Origin of the sequence: Alienimonas californiensis, assembly GCF_007743815.1 — a bacterium.
GTDB classification, from domain to species: domain Bacteria; phylum Planctomycetota; class Planctomycetia; order Planctomycetales; family Planctomycetaceae; genus Alienimonas; species Alienimonas californiensis.
Window position 1 is genome coordinate 1708560 of sequence record NZ_CP036265.1, and the last position, 18796, is coordinate 1727355.

At 72.7% G+C, this 18796-nt stretch carries 9 protein-coding genes; 3 read left to right on the forward strand and 6 right to left on the reverse strand.

Going from position 1 to position 18796, the window contains the following annotated elements; translation table 11 throughout:
- The first annotated feature begins 88 nt into the window (after positions 1 to 88).
- The 3 genes from CA12_RS06525 to CA12_RS06540 all read left to right on the forward strand — a co-directional run bounded on the left by CA12_RS06525 (position 89) and on the right by CA12_RS06540 (position 12286).
- A complete protein-coding gene (locus CA12_RS06525) occupies positions 89 to 1828 on the forward strand; it encodes a hypothetical protein (protein ID WP_207622163.1) in 1740 nt (579 codons plus the stop codon).
- A gap of 305 nt (positions 1829 to 2133) precedes the next feature.
- Complete coding sequence (locus CA12_RS21945) at positions 2134 to 6210, forward strand: autotransporter domain-containing protein (protein ID WP_165700594.1); 4077 nt, start codon at positions 2134 to 2136, stop codon at positions 6208 to 6210.
- 286 nt (positions 6211 to 6496) lie between these two features.
- Positions 6497 to 12286, forward strand: coding sequence for a hypothetical protein (locus tag CA12_RS06540; protein WP_145358054.1), 5790 nt, complete (start codon positions 6497 to 6499; stop codon positions 12284 to 12286).
- A gap of 148 nt (positions 12287 to 12434) precedes the next feature.
- On the opposite strand, the gene CA12_RS06545 is transcribed toward CA12_RS06540, so the two are convergent.
- The 6 genes from CA12_RS06545 to CA12_RS06570 all read right to left on the reverse strand — a co-directional run bounded on the left by CA12_RS06545 (position 12435) and on the right by CA12_RS06570 (position 18756).
- Entirely contained in the window at positions 12435 to 12998 is a 564-nt protein-coding gene (locus CA12_RS06545) for a type 1 glutamine amidotransferase domain-containing protein (RefSeq protein ID WP_145358055.1), read from the reverse strand.
- A gap of 46 nt (positions 12999 to 13044) precedes the next feature.
- A complete protein-coding gene (locus CA12_RS06550) occupies positions 13045 to 13869 on the reverse strand; it encodes an alpha/beta fold hydrolase (RefSeq protein WP_145358056.1) in 825 nt (274 codons plus the stop codon).
- A 240-nt stretch (positions 13870 to 14109) separates the two neighbouring features.
- On the reverse strand, positions 14110 to 14511 hold the full coding sequence (locus tag CA12_RS06555; protein WP_145358057.1) for a hypothetical protein: 402 nt from the start codon (positions 14509 to 14511) through the stop codon (positions 14110 to 14112).
- A gap of 301 nt (positions 14512 to 14812) precedes the next feature.
- A complete protein-coding gene (locus CA12_RS06560; RefSeq protein ID WP_145358058.1) occupies positions 14813 to 17767 on the reverse strand; it encodes a PVC-type heme-binding CxxCH protein in 2955 nt (984 codons plus the stop codon).
- An 85-nt stretch (positions 17768 to 17852) separates the two neighbouring features.
- Positions 17853 to 18134 carry a hypothetical protein gene (locus CA12_RS06565; protein ID WP_145358059.1) on the reverse strand — a complete coding sequence of 94 codons (282 nt, stop codon included), beginning with the start codon at positions 18132 to 18134 and terminating at the stop codon, positions 17853 to 17855.
- A gap of 85 nt (positions 18135 to 18219) precedes the next feature.
- Positions 18220 to 18756: a ribosome-binding factor A gene (locus tag CA12_RS06570; protein ID WP_145358060.1), complete on the reverse strand. Its 537-nt coding sequence runs from the start codon at positions 18754 to 18756 to the stop codon at positions 18220 to 18222.
- Positions 18757 to 18796: the final 40 nt, after the last annotated feature.

The following is an 18796-nucleotide window of genomic DNA, read 5'->3' on the forward strand; positions in this document are numbered from 1 at the left end:
TTCGGTCGTGACGACGGATCGGCGCCGGTAGATTGGTTCGTCGCGGAGCCGCCGAGGCTTCGGACGCACGAACTGAAACGATCCGCCCATGCCCGCTCAATCCCGCTGCGTTCTGTTTCTGGCGGGGGCGCTCCTCGCCCTGACGGCGGGGGCCGTGCCCGCCGGGGCTCAGGTTCCCTCTGAAGGGGAATCTGCACGGGAACCCGCGAGCGTGCCGGCGGAGAAGAGCGGGTATCTGCTCGTCCCCAACGGGCCGGTGTCGCAGGAATTCGACGCCGGGTTCTCCCTGTACGCGGCGGCGTGGCCGCTGCTGGAGACCTACCCCGGCCAGCAGTTTCAGTCCGGGTTGTTCGGGACGTGGATGCACCCGCTCCACGATCCGCAGCCGGAGGAGCGGCTCTACAACACCATCGAGGGCGGCTTGGGCTGGTGGCGGGACACCCGCTTCGCCACCGCGACGCCGAAGTTCATCATGGGCGGGGTCGCGTTGAACTTCTCCGCCTGGGCCAACGGCCCCGGCGCCGGCAAGGGGCGGGACTGGGCGAAGCCCAACGGGAAGGAGGCCGTGGTGCAGCTCAGCCCCCGCGTCCTCTGGCCGCCGGACGGGTTGAACCTGAAGCAGGGCACCTGCGGGGAGCTGTTCGGCTACGGCTACCTTCCGCTGCCGTTGATCGACCCCCAACCGACCACCGACGGCGCCCCGGTCCCCACCGGCGGGCAGTGCTGGACGCTGTTCCTGAACGCCGGCAACTTCAAGGGTCCGGTCGCCTTCTTCGCCCCCTCCTTCTGGTCCCGGCCGACGATCGAACGGCCGGAACTGGCGGGGCTGTTCCTCGACGCCAAGCCGTCGAAGGCGAACCGGGCGTTGCAGATGGAAACGCAGTTCATCCCCGCCGTCGTCGCCACCGCCGAGGACGGCACCCGCTACGCCCGGGTCGCCCGCACGCTGTTCCCGGCGAACCGCGACGGGGCCTCGGTGACGGTGCACAAGATCTCCTCCTACCGCCGGGCGGCGCTGTGGGACGCGGTGGAGGCTTGGTTCGCCGGCGGTCCCCCGGCCGACGGCCGGATCGACGCCGGGCAGGCGGTCGTGCATCCCTTCCCGGGCCGCGGCGGGGCGACCTGGCGGATCTTCGAACGCGGGACGCCGCGGGAGGACCGCATCCGCCTGGACTGGGACGCGATCGCCACCCCCACCGCCTTCGCCGAGGACGCCTACGGCTTCCGCTGGAACGAAGACCTGACGACCTCCGCGACCGTCGACGGCAATCCGGCCGTCGCGCTGCCGGAGTACTACCGCCTCGGCGAGGACGCCCGCGGGAACCCGCTGTGGCAGCCGATCAAACGGGGGGACGTGCCGGCCTCGGTGCGCTTCGACGAGTCCGCCCTGACGACCCCCGGCGCCGACCGGCACGACGCCTACGTCACTCCGCTGGTCGCGGAGAACCCGGACGGCCGCGACGCCACCGGCGCCGGGACCGACGCGGCGACGGTCTGGACGACCCCCGGCCCGGCCGTCGGCCCCTTCACGGCCCGCCCCGGCGACGGCAGCGAGGTCACGTATCACTGGTATCGCTTCGCCGACCAGCCGGCCGTCTTGCAGGCCGGTCTGTCCGACGCGGAGCGGGAGGTTCTGCAGAAACGCGTCGAACTGCTGCACCGGCATTGGACGCCGGACCGCGACTACCTCCCCCCGCCGACCGACGGCGCCCTGTCCGCCGGCGCCCTGGCGGAGATCGACCCGGCGCTGCTCGTGACGCCGCCGGCGGGCTTGGAGATCGGCTACGTCCCCATCGTCACCCGCCAGGCCGCCGGCCCGGACCGCTAGGGCGCTCGGCCGGGTGCCGCCGCGGTGAGCGAGACCTGCGGTCGAACCGCGCGAACGGAGGCGACCTTCGCGTTTCCGCGACGCAGTTCCTTCGCGGGCGATCGACGCCGAAAGGGTCTCGGGCCGGACCGTCCACTCCCCTAGCATCTCAGGGCGGAAACATGAGGCGGACTTCGCCGCCGCGGTGAAAACGGGGGGTTTCCCTGATGCCTCGACAGAAGATCTGACGATCTTGTTAAGAAGCGGTCGACGGAGCGTCCCGTCAGTCTGCGCCTCTTCAGAACTTTCACCGAAAGGCGTCACGGATGACGTCGCCCCCGCCCCCGCCCACGGCGCCTGCCGCAGACTCCGCCCGCCCGCGGCCGTCCCGGGCCGCGGCGGAGCGTCGCCGCTCCCGTCGCCGCCGGTTTGCGGCCGCCTTCGCCACGGTCGCGCTGGGCCTGTTCGCCGCCGCCGACCGGGCGGCGGCGCAGGACTTTCAGGACGTCGGCCGGTTCCGCATCGTGTTCTGGAACCAGGTCGACGGCGATCACAACTTCGGCGCGGAATCGATCGTCCAGGCGGACCTCGGCACCTTCTCGGCGGAGGAGCGGGCGGCGGTGGTGCAGTCGTTCCAGTATTGGAACGGCATCCTCAACACGACGACCGACGCCGGCGCGGGGGGGACGGTCGGGGCGGTCGGCGAGCAGGTCGTCATCCGTGTGCTGAAGGACGACTCGCAGACCGGCTACAACGCGAACGCCGCCTCCAGCTTGCACGACGTCGGCGGGGGCGTGATCAGCACGGACACCGCGGCCCGCTTGGTCAATGGCCAATCCACCACCCGGACCGACGGGCAGGACGGGCGGATCGTGTTCGAGTTCGGCGCCTCGCCGCTCAACTTCGACCGCCCCGCCCAGCTGGTGCCGCCGGGGAACTCCGTGGTGCGGACGTCGATCCACGAGATCGGCCACCTGCTGGGCTTCACGGGCGACCACGACCCGTTCTCCACCAACACCGTCGGTGGCAACTTCAACGGGACGGAGGTGGACGCGATCACCGGCGCCGCCGGCGTGCCGGTCGACGGGGACGGCGCCCACACGCTGCTGGACTACCACAACCTGACCCGGGCCGAACCCACCGGCGTCAGCTACCGCAACCTGGCGGCGTTCGGGCCGGCGGAACTGGCCGTGCTGGCGGACCTGGGCTACGACGCCGGGGCGAACGCCACGCTGAACCTCGACCAGCAGTTCGGCGGGGCCCGCTACTTCGCCGACGTCGCCGGGGCCGTCGGCTTCAACGACAACGTCGCCGGCGGGACGGGGACGACCGGAACCTGGACCTCCGCGGCGGACTACTCCGTCGGCTATTTCCTCCAAACGGACGGCAGCGTCGTCAGGCTGGTCGGCAGCACGAATCAGAGCGGCTTCGCCACCGCTGGCGTGCGAATCGCCGGCCCCGGGAACCAGACGACCGGCGACCGGGTGACGCTGGACGTCGGTTCGGCGATCAACGCCTCCGGCGACAGCGCCGTCGGCGTCCTGGTCAGCAGCGGGGCGAACAACTGGATCACCCACCGCGGGGCGATCAACCTCACCGGCGCCGACACGATCGGGTTGCAGTTCGACTTCGGCGGGCCGTTCGGCACGACCGTCGTCGACTCCGGCCGCTATGGCGACCACCTCGTGGACCGGGTGGATCTGACGGGCACGGTCTCCGCCGACCGGTCGATCTTCATCGCCGACACCGCCGCCGTCCGGGAGATCAACGTCCTCACCGGCGCCAGTCTGACCGGCGACATCGTCAGCGACGCCTTTGTCGGCGCCCTGGGCCGCCCGACCCTCACGTTCGGCCGGGCGTTCGACGCCGGGACCGGGCAGGCCAACGGCGTGACCGGGACCGCCGGCGCCGGCGGGGACGCGGCGTTCGTCTTCACCTTCGCCGACGACGTCACCTCGTCCGACCCCGGCGTCAACGGCGGCCGAGCGGTGTTGGACGCCCAGGTGTACGGCGGCGCCACGACGTTGTCCGGGATCGCGCTGTTCGGCGGCGAGTACGAACAGTACGGCGGCACGCTGACCGCCTCCGGCACGCTGCTGAATTACAACGGCACCACGCTGCACGGCGGGGAACTGCTGGTTTCGGGGAACGGCTTTCTGGAGGGGACGGAAGTCCGGAACGGGGCCACGCTGACGGTCTCCGGCACGGCCCGGACGGGCGACGACGTCACCTCCACGGACGCCTTCTACGACCTTGAGGTGCAGGCCGGGGGGACCGCCGCCGTCACGGCCACCGGGACCCTGGTGACCGACGACTTCGATACCGCCGGCACGGCCACGGTCGCCGACGGCGGGACGTTCAACGCCGCTACCGCCGACGTCACCGGCGCCGGCGACTGGACCGTGAACGGAACCGCCGCGGTGACTGGTGCCGCGACCGTGGACGCCGGCGAGCTCACGGTCGGCGCAACCGGCGCCTTCGACGCCGCCTCCCTCGCCCTGTCCGGCAGCGGCGACGCGACCACCAGCGGCGACGTGGACGTCGTCGGCGCCACGACGGTCGACGGCGCCGGTTCGACCCTCAACGTCGCCGCCGGCGCCTTCGACGCCGACTCGCTGGCCCTGACGGACAACGCCGCCGCGAGCGTCACCGGGACCGCGACGCTGACCGGTGCCGCCACGGTCACCGATTCCACCGCGACCGTGAACGCCGGCGGGACGCTGGCGGCGGGGTCGGCGACGCTCAACTCCGGCCTGCTGGACGTGTTGGCCGGCGGCACGGCCGACGTGACCGGCGACGCCTTGCTCGACGGCGGGTTCGCCCGCGTCAACGGCGACCTGCTCGCCGCCAACGTGCTGCTGAACCAGGGCGGCGCCATCGGCGGCGCCGGGACCGTCACCGGCGACTTCTTCGCCGCCGGCCGCATCGCCCCGGGCAACAGCCCCGGCGTGCTGACCGTTGTCGGGAACTTCACCGGCGCCTCCGTCGCCGTGTACGACATCGAACTGCAGGCCGCCGCCGCCCCGGTCGCGGGCGTCGACTACGACCGCCTCGCCGTCAACGGGGCCGCGAGCGTCGACGGCGGCACGGTCAACGTGCTGCCGTTCGGCAACTCGAACTACGTGTTCGGGTCGCGGTACGACTTCCTCACCGCCGCCGGCGGGCTGACGGTGCAGAACCGCGTGGACGTCGTCGATCCGCTGGCCGACGTGCGGTTCGCCCAACTGATCGGGCCGAACTCCTACGCCCTGGTGACCGCCCGCGACGTGCCGTTCGCCACGTTCGGCGACACCTTCAACACCCGTCAGGTGGGGGCGGCGCTCGATCGGGTGCGGAACGATCCGGCCCTGGCGGAGTTGCGGGACGCCCTCGACACCCTGCCGGCCGACGCCGACGTGCGGGACGCGATCAACCAGCTCTCCGGCGAGATCTACGGCACGCAGTTGACCGCCATGAATCGCAGCAACCTGCAGTTCCTGGACGTGGTGGGCAGCCGCGGCGGAGCCTTCCCGCTGGTCTGCGGGACCTGCGGCGCCGGCCCCGGACGGGGCGGCTTGCAGGGCTGGCAGGAGACCTTCGGGGCCGGCGGGCAGGTGGAGGGCGACGGCAACGCCTTCGAGGCCCAACTCGGCACGGCGGGCACCGCGGTCGGCCTGTCCCGGATCTACGGCGGGGAGAGCGGCTGCTTGGCGGTGGACGTGTTCTACGGCTACGAATCGACCACCGTCCGCGTGCCGGACGCCCGCTCCACCCTCACCGACGAGTCGCACCGCGTCGGCGGCTCGCTGCGGGCCAGCGCCGGCCGGGTCTACGGCCGGCTGACCGGGTTCAGCGGCGGGTTCGACGGCGAATCCCGCCGGGCCTTCGTCGTCGACAACCCGCTGTTCCCGCTGTCCAATCAGACCCGCGGGGAGTACGACGGCTCGTTGTCCGCCGGCGACGCGGAGGTCGGCGCCCTGACCGGCTCCGAGGTCGCCTATCTCATGCCGATCGCCGGCGTGCGGGTCGTGCGGACGCATCGGGGCGGGTTCGCCGAGGACGGCGGGATCAGCGCCCTGGCGGTGGACGACGCCGCCCTCACGGAGCTCCGGGCGCGGGTCGGCCTGCGGGCCGGGCGCCGGCTGGCGCTGGGTTGGAACCTGCCGGCGACGGGGACGTTCGAGGCGTTCTACAGCCGGGACCTGTCCGCCAGTTCCGTGGGCGACTTCCGGGCGAACCTCGTCGCCGCCGAAGCCGCCCGGTTCACCGCCCGCGGCACGGACTTCGACGCCGACCGCCTCGTGCTGGGCCCGGGGCTGACGCTGGGCGACGGGCCGGTGCAGCTCACCGGCCGGTACCGGGCCGGGCTGAGCGAGACCGCCGTGCTGCACGCCGGCGACGTCGGGCTGGAAGTCTGCTTCTGAGCCGCGGCGCTCGTTGAAGGCGTTCGAAGGCGTTCGTCGGAACGGCGGTCCGCACCTGGTGCGGGCCGCCGTTCTCTTTTGCCGTCCGGCGTCTCCGGACTGTACGGCCCCTTTTGGCCCCGGGCGGACGCGGGCTGACTTGAGGGGAATTGGGAAAGATCGCCCGGGGGGCGGGAATCCCTCATGCGACGGGCGCGGCGGCGTCGATTGAAGAGGGAAGCCGTGGGGAGCGAAGGATCGCATCCCCGGGAATCTCCCCGTCACCAGCCTCCTGACCGCCGCACGGATGCGCCGTTCCCTCGCGTCTCGCCTCGCCCCTTCCCGCCGCGGCGGGGCGGCGTCCCGGTCGGCCTCCGGTCTGCGGGGCCGTCGCGCCTGGGAGCCGGGGCGCTGGTTCCGCCGGGCGCTGCCCTGGCTACCGGCCGCCGCGTTCGCCCTCGCCGTGCCCACCGTCGCGGTTCCGACCGTCGCCGTCGGGCAGGTGACCATCGACGCCGCGACCTACCCGTCGGGCGGCCCGTATCAGGTCGCGGCGACGGAGGACTACAACGGCTTCGGCGACTTCACCGTCGAGTCCGGGGCGTATTTGGAAGTCCTCGGCCCGTCGGGCCAGTTGATCACCGACGCCTACTTCAACCAGGGCTCCACCACGGTCTTCGCGGACGGGCAGCTCTCCACCGGGCTCGGCGAGGACTACACGAACGAACTCGGCGGCGAGACGGCCGTCGGCGGCGCGCTGGCGGTCGGGGGGGATCTGAACCTCTCCGCCGGCAGCGTGATCGCGGAAGTCGGCGGGACGATCACCGCCGCGGCGCTCGCCCAGACCGGCGGCACGTTGCAGGCCGACGGGACCGTCACGCTGACCGGGGCCGCGGCCGTCAGCGACGGCGCCGGGGCCTCCGCGCTGAACGTGAACGCCGGCGGCGCCTTCTCCGCCGACAGCCTCACCCTTGCCGCGGCCGGGGGCAACGGCACGACGGCGGCGCTCAACGGGACCGTGACCCTGAACGCCGGCGGGACCGCCGCGGACGCCGGCGTGTTCATCGTCGCCAACGCGGCGACGGCGGGCGTCGGCGGCGCCTCGACCGTCACCGGCGAAACGTCCGTCACCGGCGCCGGGTCGGCGCTCACGGTGCAGGAGGACGGCGTCTTCACCACCGACGCCCTGACCGTCGTGGGCGGCTCCGTCACCGTCGACGCCGTCGGCGGCGGCGGCGCGGACGGAATGCTGATCGTCAACGACTCCACCGTCCTCGGCGACGGGACCAACGGCGGGACGTTGACGGTCCACGGCGACGCCGCCACCGGCGACACCACGGTGAACAGCGACGCCACGCTGACCGTCGGCGCCACGGGCGACCTCACCACCGGCTCGCTCGCCACCGCCGGGACCACGACCCTCGACGCCGGCGGCCAGCTGATCGCCGCCGGGACGACCGTCTCCGGCGGGACGATGACCCTCGACGGCACGGCCACGCTCGGCGCCACGACCGTCTCCGGCGGCGCCCTGACCGTCGGCGGAACCGCCGACACCGACGACGGCCTCGGCGCGATGCAGACGCTGAACGTCTCCGGCGGAACCGTCACCGTGGAGAACACGGGCCTCCTGAGCGCCGGGGACGTGGACGTCGCCGGCACGCTGAACGTCAACGGCGACGTCGGCGGCCGCGGCGTGTTGAACGCCGCCAGCCTCGACGTCGCCTCCGGCGGGCTGACGTACGTCTACGGCGGCGACGCGACCGTGACCGGCGACGTGACGGTCGTCGGCGGGGGTTCGGGGGCGGAACTGCGGCTCAGTTCCGGCGGCGCCGTCGCCGGCACGCTGGCCGCCGGCGGGCTGATCGTCGACGGCTCCGCCGGCGCCGCGGAGGCGAACCTCTTCGACACCGCCTCCGCCGACGTGACCGGCGCCGCGGTCGTCACCGGGGCGAACGCCGACCTGAACGTCTTCAGCATGGGGGACGGCTCGCCCGGGGCCGCCGGGCTGAGGGTCGGCACGCTGGAAGTCTCCGCCGGGGCGACGGCGACGGTGGGCGGCGGGGCGGGTCCCGCGGACGGCTCCCTGATCGTGGACGGCGCCGCGACCGTCGCCGGGGCCGGCTCGACGCTGACGCTCGCCACCCCCGGCAGCTCGCTGGAGGTGAACGCCGGCGGAACTGCCGCGGACGCCGGCGCCCTCGCCGTGTCCGCCGGCGGCGCCGTGACGGTGGGCGGCACCGCGACCGTCACCGGCGAGGCCGTCGTGACCGGCGCGGGCTCCTCGCTCGTCGTGCAGCAGGACGCCGCCCTCGCCGCCGACGCCCTGACGATCCACGGCGGCGCCGTCACCGTGGACGCCGTTTCCACCGGCACGGCCGACGGCACCCTGACCGTCGCCGACGCCACCACGATCGGCGACGCCGCCGCCGCCGGCGGTTCGCTGACGGTCCACGGCGACGCCTCCACCGGCGACACGACCGTTCACAGCGACGGCACGCTGACGGTCCACGCCGGCGGCGCCCTGACCGCCGGCACGCTGGACTCCGCCGGCGCCACGACCTTCGCCGCGAGCTCCGCCGTCGACGCCGACGCCCTCAACGTGCTTGGCGGATCCACGCTGGGCGCCGCCGGCGCCCTGACGCTCACGGGGGGCGCGGTCGTCGCCGACAGCTCCGTCCTGAACCTCTCCGACGGGACCTTCGACGCCGCCAGCCTCGCCCTGACCGGCGCCGGCTCGGCGACGATCGAGGCCCTCGCCACGCTCACCGGCGGGGCGACCGTCGACGGGCTCGGCTCCCTGCTGACCGTCGACGCCGCCGGCACGCTGAACGGCACGACCCTCGCCCTGACGAACAGCGGCGAAGCGACCGGCGCCGGCGACGTGAATCTCTCCGGCGCCGTCACCGTCGACGGGGTCGGCAGCCAACTGAACCTGACCGGCGGCACGTTCGGCGCCGCCGGCCTCGCCCTCACCAACGAGGGGCAGGCGAGCGTCACCGGGGGCGCGGCGACCCTCTCCGGCGCCACGACCGTCGACGGCGACGGGGCTCAACTCACCGTCGGCGCCGCCGGCGTCCTGAACGGCACGTCGCTGGCCCTCACCAACTCCGGCGACTTCTCCAGCACGGGGGACGTGACCCTTTCCGGCGCCGCCACGACCAGCGGGTTCGGCAGCAATCTGCTGATCAACGGCGGGACGTTCGACGCCGCGTCGCTGGGCGCCTCCGGCGGCGGGTACTTCGGCGCCGGCGGGGACGTGAACGTGACGGGCGCCGCGACCGTGGACGGTTCCGGCAGCGAGATCGACGTGCATTCCGGGACGTTCGACGCCGCCTCCCTCGCCGCCACCAACGGCGGGATCCTGTACGTGTCCCGCCACGGGACCGGCGGCACGGCCACCCTCGCCGGCGCCCTGACCGTGGACGGGGCGGGCTCCCTCGCGGAGGTCGGCGTCGGCGGCGTGCTGAACGGCGCGACCCTCGCCCTGACGAACGACGGCGACGCGACCAGCGTCGGCGACGTGAACCTCTCCGGCGCCGTCACTGTCGACGGGGTCGGCTCCACGCTGACCGTCGCCGCCGGGACCTTCGACAGCGCCACCCTCGCCCTGACCGGCGCCGGCTCCGTCACGGTCGCCTCCGGCGCGACCCTGACCGCGACGACCTCCACCACCGTCGGCGACGGGACGGACGGCGGCACGCTGACGATCGACGGCACCGGCGACCTGGGGGCCACGACCCTCCTCGCCGACGGCACGCTGATCGTGAACGGCGCCGCCTCCGCGACCACCGTCGACCACGCCGGGGACCTGACGGTCGCCGCCGCCGGCTCGCTGACCGCCTCCGACGCCTTCGCCCAGACCGGCGGCACGACGACCGTCGCCGCCGGCGGGACGCTCGACGGGACCGCCCTCGACCTGACCGGGGGGACCTTCGATGTGGCCGGCGAGGCGACCTTCACCGGCGCCGCGACCGTCGACGGGGTCGGCTCGACCCTGACCGTGCAGCCCGCCGGCGTGCTGAACGCCGGTTCGCTGAACGTCACCGGCGGGGCGACCGCCACGACCGCCGGCGACGTGAACGTGACGAACGCCCTCTCCGTCGACGGGGCCGGCTCCGCCCTGACCGTCTCCGGCGGGACCTTCGACGCGGCCAGCCTGTCCGCGACGAACGGGGGAACCGTGAACGTCGACGCCCTGATGACCGTCGTCGGCTCCACGGACCTCGACGGCGGCACGCTGGACGTCCGCACCAGCGGCGCCGTGTTCAACACCGACACGCTGTCCACCGTCAATAACTCGGTCCTCAATATCGCCGACGGCGCCACCGTCAACGCGACCGTCTTCACCCTCGACGAATCCTCCACCCAGACGGTCGCCAGCGGCGGGGCGCTGAACGTCGGCGAACTGCAGTTCTCCCACGGCTCGATCTTCAGCGTCGGCGCCGACAACGTCGTCAGCAGCCCCGGCACGTTGACGATCGTCGACGGCTCCACCGCCCATGTGAACGGCCGGTTGCGGGGCGATACCTTCGTCGTCCAGCAGGGCGGCCGGCTGACCGGCTCCGGCGTCTTCGAGGCGACCGGCTCCGGCGGCGGCTTCCTGATCGCCGGCACGGTCGCCCCCGGCAACAGCCCCGGCGTGCTGGGGGTGATCGGCGCCGTCAACGTCGCCCCCACCGCCGTGCTGGAGATCGAACTGGTCGCCACCGCCCCGGGCGTCGCCCCGGTCGCCGGCGTGGACTTCGACCAGTTCGCCGTCACCGGCCCGGTCGTGCTGAACGGCAACACCGTGGAGGTCGCCCAGTTCGGCACGGGAACCTTCGCCGTCGGCACGCGGTACGACGTCGTCACCGCGACCGGCGGGCTGACCGTCGCCGGCCCGGTGACGGTCGTCGACGACGTCGCCGGCGTGCGGTTCGCCCAACTGATCCGGCCGACCAGCTACGGCCTCGTCGCCGCCCGGGACGTCTCCTACGCCGGGACCTTCGGCACGTCCGTCAACCGCCTCGCCGTCGGCGGCGGGCTGGACGCGGCCCGATCCGCCCCCGCCCTGAGCGACCTGCGGGACGCCCTCGACACCCTGCCCGTCGCCGCCGCCTCGAAGGCCGGCCTGAACTCGCTTTCCCCCGAGATCTACGGCACGCACCTGACCTCGCTGAACCGCAGCTCGCTACAGTTCTTCGACACGCTCGCCGCCCGGGACGCCGTGTTCCCGCTGGGCTGCGGGGTCTGCGGGGCGACCGACACGGGGCTGACCGGCTGGTGGGACGTCGCCGGCGGCGCCGGCCGGATCGACGGGGACGACAACGGCGGCGACGCCGACTTCGGCCGCGTCGGGACGACGGTCGGGCTGTCGCAGGTCGTCCGCGGGGGCAACGCCGCCGCGGCGTTCGGCGGGTTCTACGGCTACGAGTCGCTCGAATCGCGGGTCGATTCGGTCGGCGCCCGGGCGGAGTCGGACGTGCACCGCTTCGGCGTGGACGCCAGCGGAACCTTCGGCCGCATGTACGGCCGCGTGAGCGGCTTCGGCGGCTTCTCGGAGACGGACGTCCGCCGCGACGTGGTGATCGCGAACCCGCTGTTTCCCTACCTCGACCGCAACGCCGCGACCGTCGACGGCGCCCTCGCCGGCGCCGACTCGGAGGCCGGCGTGCTGATCGGCGGCCCCCGCGCCTACGTCATGCCGGCGGCCGGCCTGCGGTACGTGTACGCCTCGCTGGACGACGCCCGCGAGAGCGGCGGCGCCACGGCGCTGATCGTGGACGACAGCGCGCTGGACGAACTGCGGGCCCGCCTCGGCGCCCGCTTCGGCTCCCAGTTCGGCAGCGACCAGCTTTGCGTCGCCGGCACGCTGGACGCCTTCTACAGCCGGGACATCGCCGCCGGCTCGACCGGCGACGCGACCGCCGCCTTCGCCGCGGCGCCCGACGCCCCCTTCACCGCCCGCGGCACGGACTTCGGCAGCGACCGCCTGACCTTCGGCCCGGGCGTCACGTTCGGCATCGACGCGCTGACGATCGGCACGTTCTACCGCCTCGACCACAACCGCGAAGCCACCTTCCACACCGGCGACATTCGCCTGGAATACAGCTTCTAAAGCGTACCAGCCCGACGCGCGAGCGTCGGCCGTCGGCGCCGCCGACGGACCGGACGCCGCACGGCCGGAGCTTGCGCTCCGGGCTGGTAGCAAGACGATTCGCCAGTGAATCGCGGTTGAGAACCCCCCCCGCCGCGGGGCGGATCGCTCAGGCGGTCTGCTCCGCGTGCTTGCCCTCGGCGAACTCCTCGATCGCCTTGGCGCAGAAGGCCGGCAGGTCGTCGGGATTGCGGCTGGTGACGAGGCCCTCGTCGCAGACGCATTCCTCGTCGACCCACTCGGCGCCGGCGTTCTTCAGGTCGGTCTTCAGGCTCGGCCAGGAGGTGACCCTGCGGCCGCGGACCACGTCGGCCTCGATCAGCGTCCACGGGCCGTGGCAGATCGCGGCGACCGGCTTGTGCTGCTGGAAGAAGTCCCGCACGAACGACACCGCCCCCGCGTTCGTTCGCAGGTTGTCCGGATTGGCGACCCCGCCGGGCAGCACCAGCCCGTGATAATCCCCGGCGGAGGCGGCGTCGACGGTTTTGTCGACCGGGAACGTGTCGCCCTTCTCGTCGTGGTTCATCCCCTGGATCTCGCCGCTTTTGAGCGAGATCAATTCGACCTCGGCGCCGGCGTCCTTGATCGCCTGCCAGGGCTCGGTCAGTTCGACCTGTTCAAAACCGTCGGTCGCCAGAAAGGCGATCCGTTTGCCGCTGAGTCGGTCGGCCATCGTCGTGATCTCCGCGTGAGAAAGTAAGAGTTGAAAAGGCGACGGGCTACTGTGCGAGGAACGCGAGCAGGTCGTCGCGGAGTCGGTCCCGGTGCGTCTGGAACAGGCCGTGGGGGGCGCCGTCGTATTCTTTGAGGACGGCGTTCGGGATGCCGGCGGCGGCGGGGCGGCCGCTGGCGTCGATCGGCACCGTCGCGTCGCTCGTGCCGTGCACGACCAGCGTCGGCACGGTGAAACGGGACAGTTCGCCGCGGAAGTCCGTCGTGGCGAAGGCGTTCGCGCAGTCCAGCGTTGCCTTCAAACTGCCCTGCATCGCCACGGTGCGAGTCCACTCCAGATATTCGTCGCTGACCGGCTGCGAGAGCACGCCCACGCCGTAGAAGTCCTTGAAGAACCCGCCGTAGAACCCGGGGCGGTCCTTTTTTAAACCCGCGGCGATGCCGTCGAACACGGATTGATCGACGCCCTCCGGGTTGTCGTCCGTCTTGAGCATGTAGGGCACGATCGACGAGATCAGCGCCGCCCGCGTGACGCCCGCCCCGTCGTGGCGGCTCATATAGCGGGCGACCTCGCCGCCGCCCATGGAAAAGCCGACCAAGGCCACGTCCTGCCGGGCGCCGATCTCTTTCATCACGTCGGCCAGGTCGTCCGACAGGGCGTCGTAATTGTAGCCGGTCCAGGTCTGCTCCGACCGGCCGAAGCCGCGGCGGTCGTAGGCGATCGTGCGGTAGCCGGCCTCCGCGAGGGGCAGGGCGATCGCGTCCCAGCTATCCGCCGACAGCGGCCAGCCGTGGATCAGGATCACCGGGCGACCCTCGCCCCACGCTTTATAATACAGGCGGGCGCCGTCCCGGGCGGTGACGTAACTCATGGCGGGGGCCTGGGGCGAACGGATCGGGGACGCGGGGGACTCGCCGCCATTTCACCTGATGCAGGCCGTCGCCGCCCGGGTCGATTCCCGCTTCTGCCTTCGGGGAAAACGCAGAGCGCGCCGACCGCCGGAGGCGCATGAACGAAAGCGACGGGGGCGGCCGGCAGGAGGGAACCCGCCGCCCCCGTCGCCCGTCGGGGGCGCGACGCCTTCGGCGCCGAACCCCTCGACGCCGAGCCCTCAATCGCAGACCTTCACCTTCGCCCGGTACGGCACGCGGACCGTCGCCCGGTAGGGGACCTTGGCGAGATACGCGTCGCCGTAGTCGTCGTACTTCACGACCTGCTTATATTTGACGACGGTCTCAATGCGGTACTTGACGACCCACTCGTACCGGCAGTCGTCGTGGCGGCCGGCGTCGTGAGAGTGGGAATCGTGGTTGCCGTATCCGGCGTAGTGATTGCTGTGGCCGTGATTGCCGTGACGAGCGTTGTTGTATTGAGAGTTACTGGAGCGGGAGTTGCCGTAGCTCTGGTGGCCGTGGTTTGAGTGGCCGTGGTTGCCGTAGCCGCCGGCGGCGGCGAGCGAGGGGGCGGCAAGAGCGGCGAGGAGCGCGGCGGCGGAGCAGAGGCGGCGGAGCATCGGAACGTCTTTCGAGGAGGGGCCGGTTTCGGCCGGGAGTCGGGTTCGTCGAGAAGACCGGGGAGCCGGCGGCCCCCTCGCGGAGCGGTACGCCGCCGCCGCCGCTCCGCTTCCCGCGTTCCGAAAGAATTTCCGAACGGCCTCTCCGCCCCGCCTCTCCGGCGACGACGGCAGCCCGAGGCGCGAGCCGAGGCCGGGTGAGCGCCCGATATGCGGGTCCCCGATCGCCGACTCCGGACGGTTCCATCGGCTGCGCCGACGGCCGACGCTTGCGCGTCGGGCTGGTATTTCAACCAGCCGCTCAGCGGGTCGGTTCGGCCGGGGCCGGGGGTTCGGACTCCAGGTAGCGGAACAGGTCGCGGGCCTCGCGGTCCGTCATCTGGTCCAGCAGCCGGTTGGGCATCAGCGAGGTCCCGGTGATCTCCAACGCGGCCACGTCCGCCCGCCGGAGCGTGCGGACGTGGCCGCGGGCGTCCTTCAGCTCCAGCGTTTCGTCGGTCTGGCGGACCAGCAGGCCGGTCAGCGTCGAGCCGTCCTCCAACAGCAGCAGGGCGGTCTCGAACCCCTCGCGGATCTCCGCCGAGGGGGCGACGATCGCCAGCAACGTCTGGTCCCGCTTGGTCCGCTGGTAGGCGGTGAGGTCCGGGCCGACGAGCTGCCCGACGCCGTGCAGCGTGTGGCAGTTGGCGCAGTGTTTCTTGTAGACCGCCGCCCCGCGCTCGGCGTCGCCGCGGCCGCCGACGGCGAGGCGTCGGCTCCAGAACGCAAACGCCTTCTCCGTCTCCGCCGGGTCGACGGGCGTCTCCGGCCACCGCTCGGCGAGGCGCTGCCGCAGGGCGGGGTCCGCGTGCCGCCGCAGGCCCTGGACCGTCAACGCGGAGACGGCGGCCGGGTCGACGGCTCCGGCGTCGATCGCGTCCAGCAGCGCCGCCGTCCACCCCGGCCGGGCGGCGAGCAGCTCCACGATCGCCGCGTTCGCCGCCTCGTCCAGGTCCGGCCGGGCCGTCAGCAGGCGGCTCGCCACCTGGGGCGAGTCGAACCCGGCCAGCGTGGTGAACAGCCGGGACCGCAGCCGGGCCGGCGTCCCCGGGGCCGCGGCGAGGTCCAGCAGGCCGGGGAGGAAGGCCGCGTCGCCGGTGTCCTCGATCACCCCCAGCAGGGCGTCCCGCCGGGCGTTCGAGGTCGTGTTCGCCAGCTCCGCCAGCGCCGCGGCCGGTTCGACCAGGCCCAACCGCACGCGGAGGGCCAGCGGCGCCGCCTCCCCGGCCTCCCGCACCCGTCGATCGACCGCCTCCCCGAAGGACCGCTCCGCCGACCCGGCCGCCGCCTCGTTGAGGGCGTCGAACAGCGGCCCGGCGTCCTCAGCGTTCTGCAACAACTCGGCAACGACGGACCGGCCGAAGGAAGAATCCTGAGCCACGGCCCAGCGGAGGATGCGCGGGGCCAGCACCTCGTCGAACAGCGGGTTCTCGCGATCGAGCGCCGCTAGCACGGCTTCAGCGTCGCCTGTGGACAGTTGCCGTTCGACCGCCCACCACAGCGCGAGCGGGAAGTACGGGTCGTCCGCAAGCCCGCGGCGTCGGCTCAACTCCCCCACGAGCGACCGGGCGGGAACGGGGGCGAGGCGACGGGATCGTCCCGCCAACGCGACCAACACGGACGCGTCCGCGCCGCTCCACACTAGGCCGTTCGCCAACGGGGAATGGCGGCCGCTCGGCGGCTCGAAGAGGTCGGTCGTCGCGATCGCGAGTCGCCGCACAGACGCGTCGTTGTGATTGAGTGCGAGGCGGTCCAGCTTTCGTCGCTGATTGACGTCGGCCACCGAACGGGCCGCGGCGTAGGCGTCGAAGGCGATCGGGGCCGGGCCGTGCATCAGCGGTTCGAGGTCGTCCAGCAACTCCGTCGCCCCCCGTTGCCGGATCAGCCGCACCGCCGTGCGGCGGACCGCCCGGTTCGGCGATTTCAGCCGCTCGACCAGCTGGCCATTCGAAAAATCCGGCGGAGGGGCGGGCGTCCAGCCCTTCGGTTGCACACGATAGATACGGCCGGTGGAGGGCTCGATTTCGCCCTCGTGGTTCCGGTAGTGACTGACGACGGCGTCCGCCCAGTCGGCCATCAGCAGCGTGCCGTCGAAGGCCAATTCGAGGTCGACCGGGCGGAAGTCCTCGCCCCCCCGCACGGGCCGGGAGAGGTCCTCCGTGGCAAAGGTGGAGCCGTTCGGCCGCATCGCCGTCAGCGCGAGGTCGTTGTGCAGCACGTCCAGGGCGACGAGGTTGCCGTGGAAGCGCTGGGGCAGGGCGTCGGCGTCGTACCGCACGAAATGATGGGTGAACCGGGCCACCGGCGGGTGCGGGATCGCCTCGAAGAAGCCGAGGGCGAGCGGGTTGCTGAGGTCCCCGTGCTTGCCGAAGTTCTTGCGGTAGTAGCCGCCGTCGACGAAGTGAAAGCCCCGCGTGTCGCCGCCGTTGTGGCCGCTGAACACGTGGCCGGCGGCGTCGATCTCCAAGCCGAAGGTGTTCCCCCCGCCCTCGGCGAAGACCTCGAACCCCACGTCCGGCCGGTAGCGCCAGACGAGCTGTCCGCTGCGCTTCACCGGCGGGGCGTCCGGCGTCGCCAGCGGGGCCGTCACGGCGATCGTGCAGGTGCTCCCGTTCCCGCCGTACAGCCAGCCGTCCGGCCCCCAGGTCAGCGAGTTGGCGATCGAATGGGTGTCCTCCAGCCCGAACCCCGTCAGGTGCACCTCCGGCGGTCCGTCCGGCACGAGGTCGCCGTCGGCGTCCGGGTAGAACAGGAGTTGCGGCGGCGACAGCACCCACACCCCGCCGCCCCCGCGGCCGGCGTCGAACGCCACGGAGGTGGTCAGGTTCAGCCCCTCCAGAAAGGTTTGGTGCGTCTCGTACGTGCCGTCGCCGTCGGCGTCGGAGTGCACCGAAATGCGGTCCCGCCCGCGGAACGGCGAGCCCTCTTCATAAGGCGGCGGGGGCAGTTCGCGGTCCCACCGCACCCGCCAGTATTCGTCCCGTTCCAACTCCGTCAGCCCGGCCGGGTCGGGGTATTGGCGGTACTCCACGACCCACAGCCGCCCGCGTTCGTCCTGCTTCACCTCGATCGGCTGGGCGATCGTCGGATCGGCCAGCAGCAGCGCGACCTCCAAGTCGGCGTCGTGCTCCAGTTCGACCGGCTCCGCGGCGAGAAGAGGCGGGGCGAAGAGAACCCCAGTCAGCGCGACGAGCACGGCGGCGGGAACGGGCGGCATTTCACGCTTTCGACGGGCGGGGTCGCATCGGAACCCGCCGACCTTAACGTTTCGCCTGGTCGACGACCCGGCAGCCCGAGGATCCCTACCGGCAATGAGGCGGAACGGTGTCGCAGCGGGGCACGATCACAAACCGTGGACGGAACGGGTCCGTCGTCGCCGGCCGCTCCGTCAGCGTCGGCTCCCGGGGCGGCAAGACGGGACGCCGGGGGAGCGACGCCGGCCGCTGCACGACCGGCGGGGCAGACGGCTCGGCGAACGCCTCCGCGGTCAGCTGACCGCGGAAGTGAAAGGCGACCGCGACCAGCAACACGACGGCGACGGCCGGCAGGTCCGGGTGAGCGATCAGGCGACGAACGGCGGACATCGGCGGTGCGGGGGCGAAAGCGAGCGGGACCGCCCGCGGTACGCCGCCGCCGACGGCCTGCTTCCCGCAAACCGCCGGCCCGCGCTCACTCCTCCGAGTCGTCCTCGTCCCAATCGTCCTCCTGGTCGTCGTCCTCCGCCCGTTTCGCGGCAGCGGCGGCGAGCAGGGCGTCGGCGTCCAGCGTCGGGCCGCGGCCGGACGGGTCGGGACCGGGGGCGGCGTCAGCGGGGTCCGGCAGGCCGAACGCCGGGCCGGCGAGGGTGAACGAGAGGTCCGGCACCTTCTTGCGGTTGATCGCCCGCGCCACGGCGCTGCGCAGCATGGGTTGGGCGAAGGCGAGCTTCTCCATCACGGCGCCGGCGTCCAGTTCCGCGTGGCGGTCGATCGGGGCGAGCGTCGCCAGCAGCCGGGAGGCGTCCGGGGCAGGGATCACGTCGGCCACGTAGAGCTGCCGCAACGTGTCGTCGCCGGTCTCCCCGCTGAGCACGTAATCCAGCGTCTTGCGGACCTGCCCGCACAGTTGCAGCGTTTTGCGGTCCGGGGCGCGTTCCACGCCGGGGCCGCGACGGCCGCCGGACGGGCCGCGGGGGCTTTGACCGCGGTGACGTTTCTTGCTGGACATCGGTCCGTCCGGACGAGCTGCGGGAATCGGCGGGACGACA

Bases quoted from the DNA above. Each gene is read 5' to 3' on its own strand.
- CA12_RS21945 (WP_165700594.1), top strand. From the start codon at position 2,134: ATGACGTCGCCCCCGCCCCCGCCCACGGCGCCTGCCGCAGACTCCGCC.
- CA12_RS06545 (WP_145358055.1), bottom strand. From the start codon at position 12,998: ATGGCCGACCGACTCAGCGGCAAACGGATCGCCTTTCTGGCGACCGAC.
- CA12_RS06525 (WP_207622163.1), top strand. From the start codon at position 89: ATGCCCGCTCAATCCCGCTGCGTTCTGTTTCTGGCGGGGGCGCTCCTC.
- CA12_RS06555 (WP_145358057.1), bottom strand. From the start codon at position 14,511: ATGCTCCGCCGCCTCTGCTCCGCCGCCGCGCTCCTCGCCGCTCTTGCC.
- CA12_RS06560 (WP_145358058.1), bottom strand. From the start codon at position 17,767: ATGCCGCCCGTTCCCGCCGCCGTGCTCGTCGCGCTGACTGGGGTTCTC.
- CA12_RS06550 (WP_145358056.1), bottom strand. From the start codon at position 13,869: ATGAGTTACGTCACCGCCCGGGACGGCGCCCGCCTGTATTATAAAGCG.
- CA12_RS06570 (WP_145358060.1), bottom strand. From the start codon at position 18,756: ATGTCCAGCAAGAAACGTCACCGCGGTCAAAGCCCCCGCGGCCCGTCC.
- CA12_RS06565 (WP_145358059.1), bottom strand. From the start codon at position 18,134: ATGTCCGCCGTTCGTCGCCTGATCGCTCACCCGGACCTGCCGGCCGTC.
- CA12_RS06540 (WP_145358054.1), top strand. From the start codon at position 6,497: ATGCGCCGTTCCCTCGCGTCTCGCCTCGCCCCTTCCCGCCGCGGCGGG.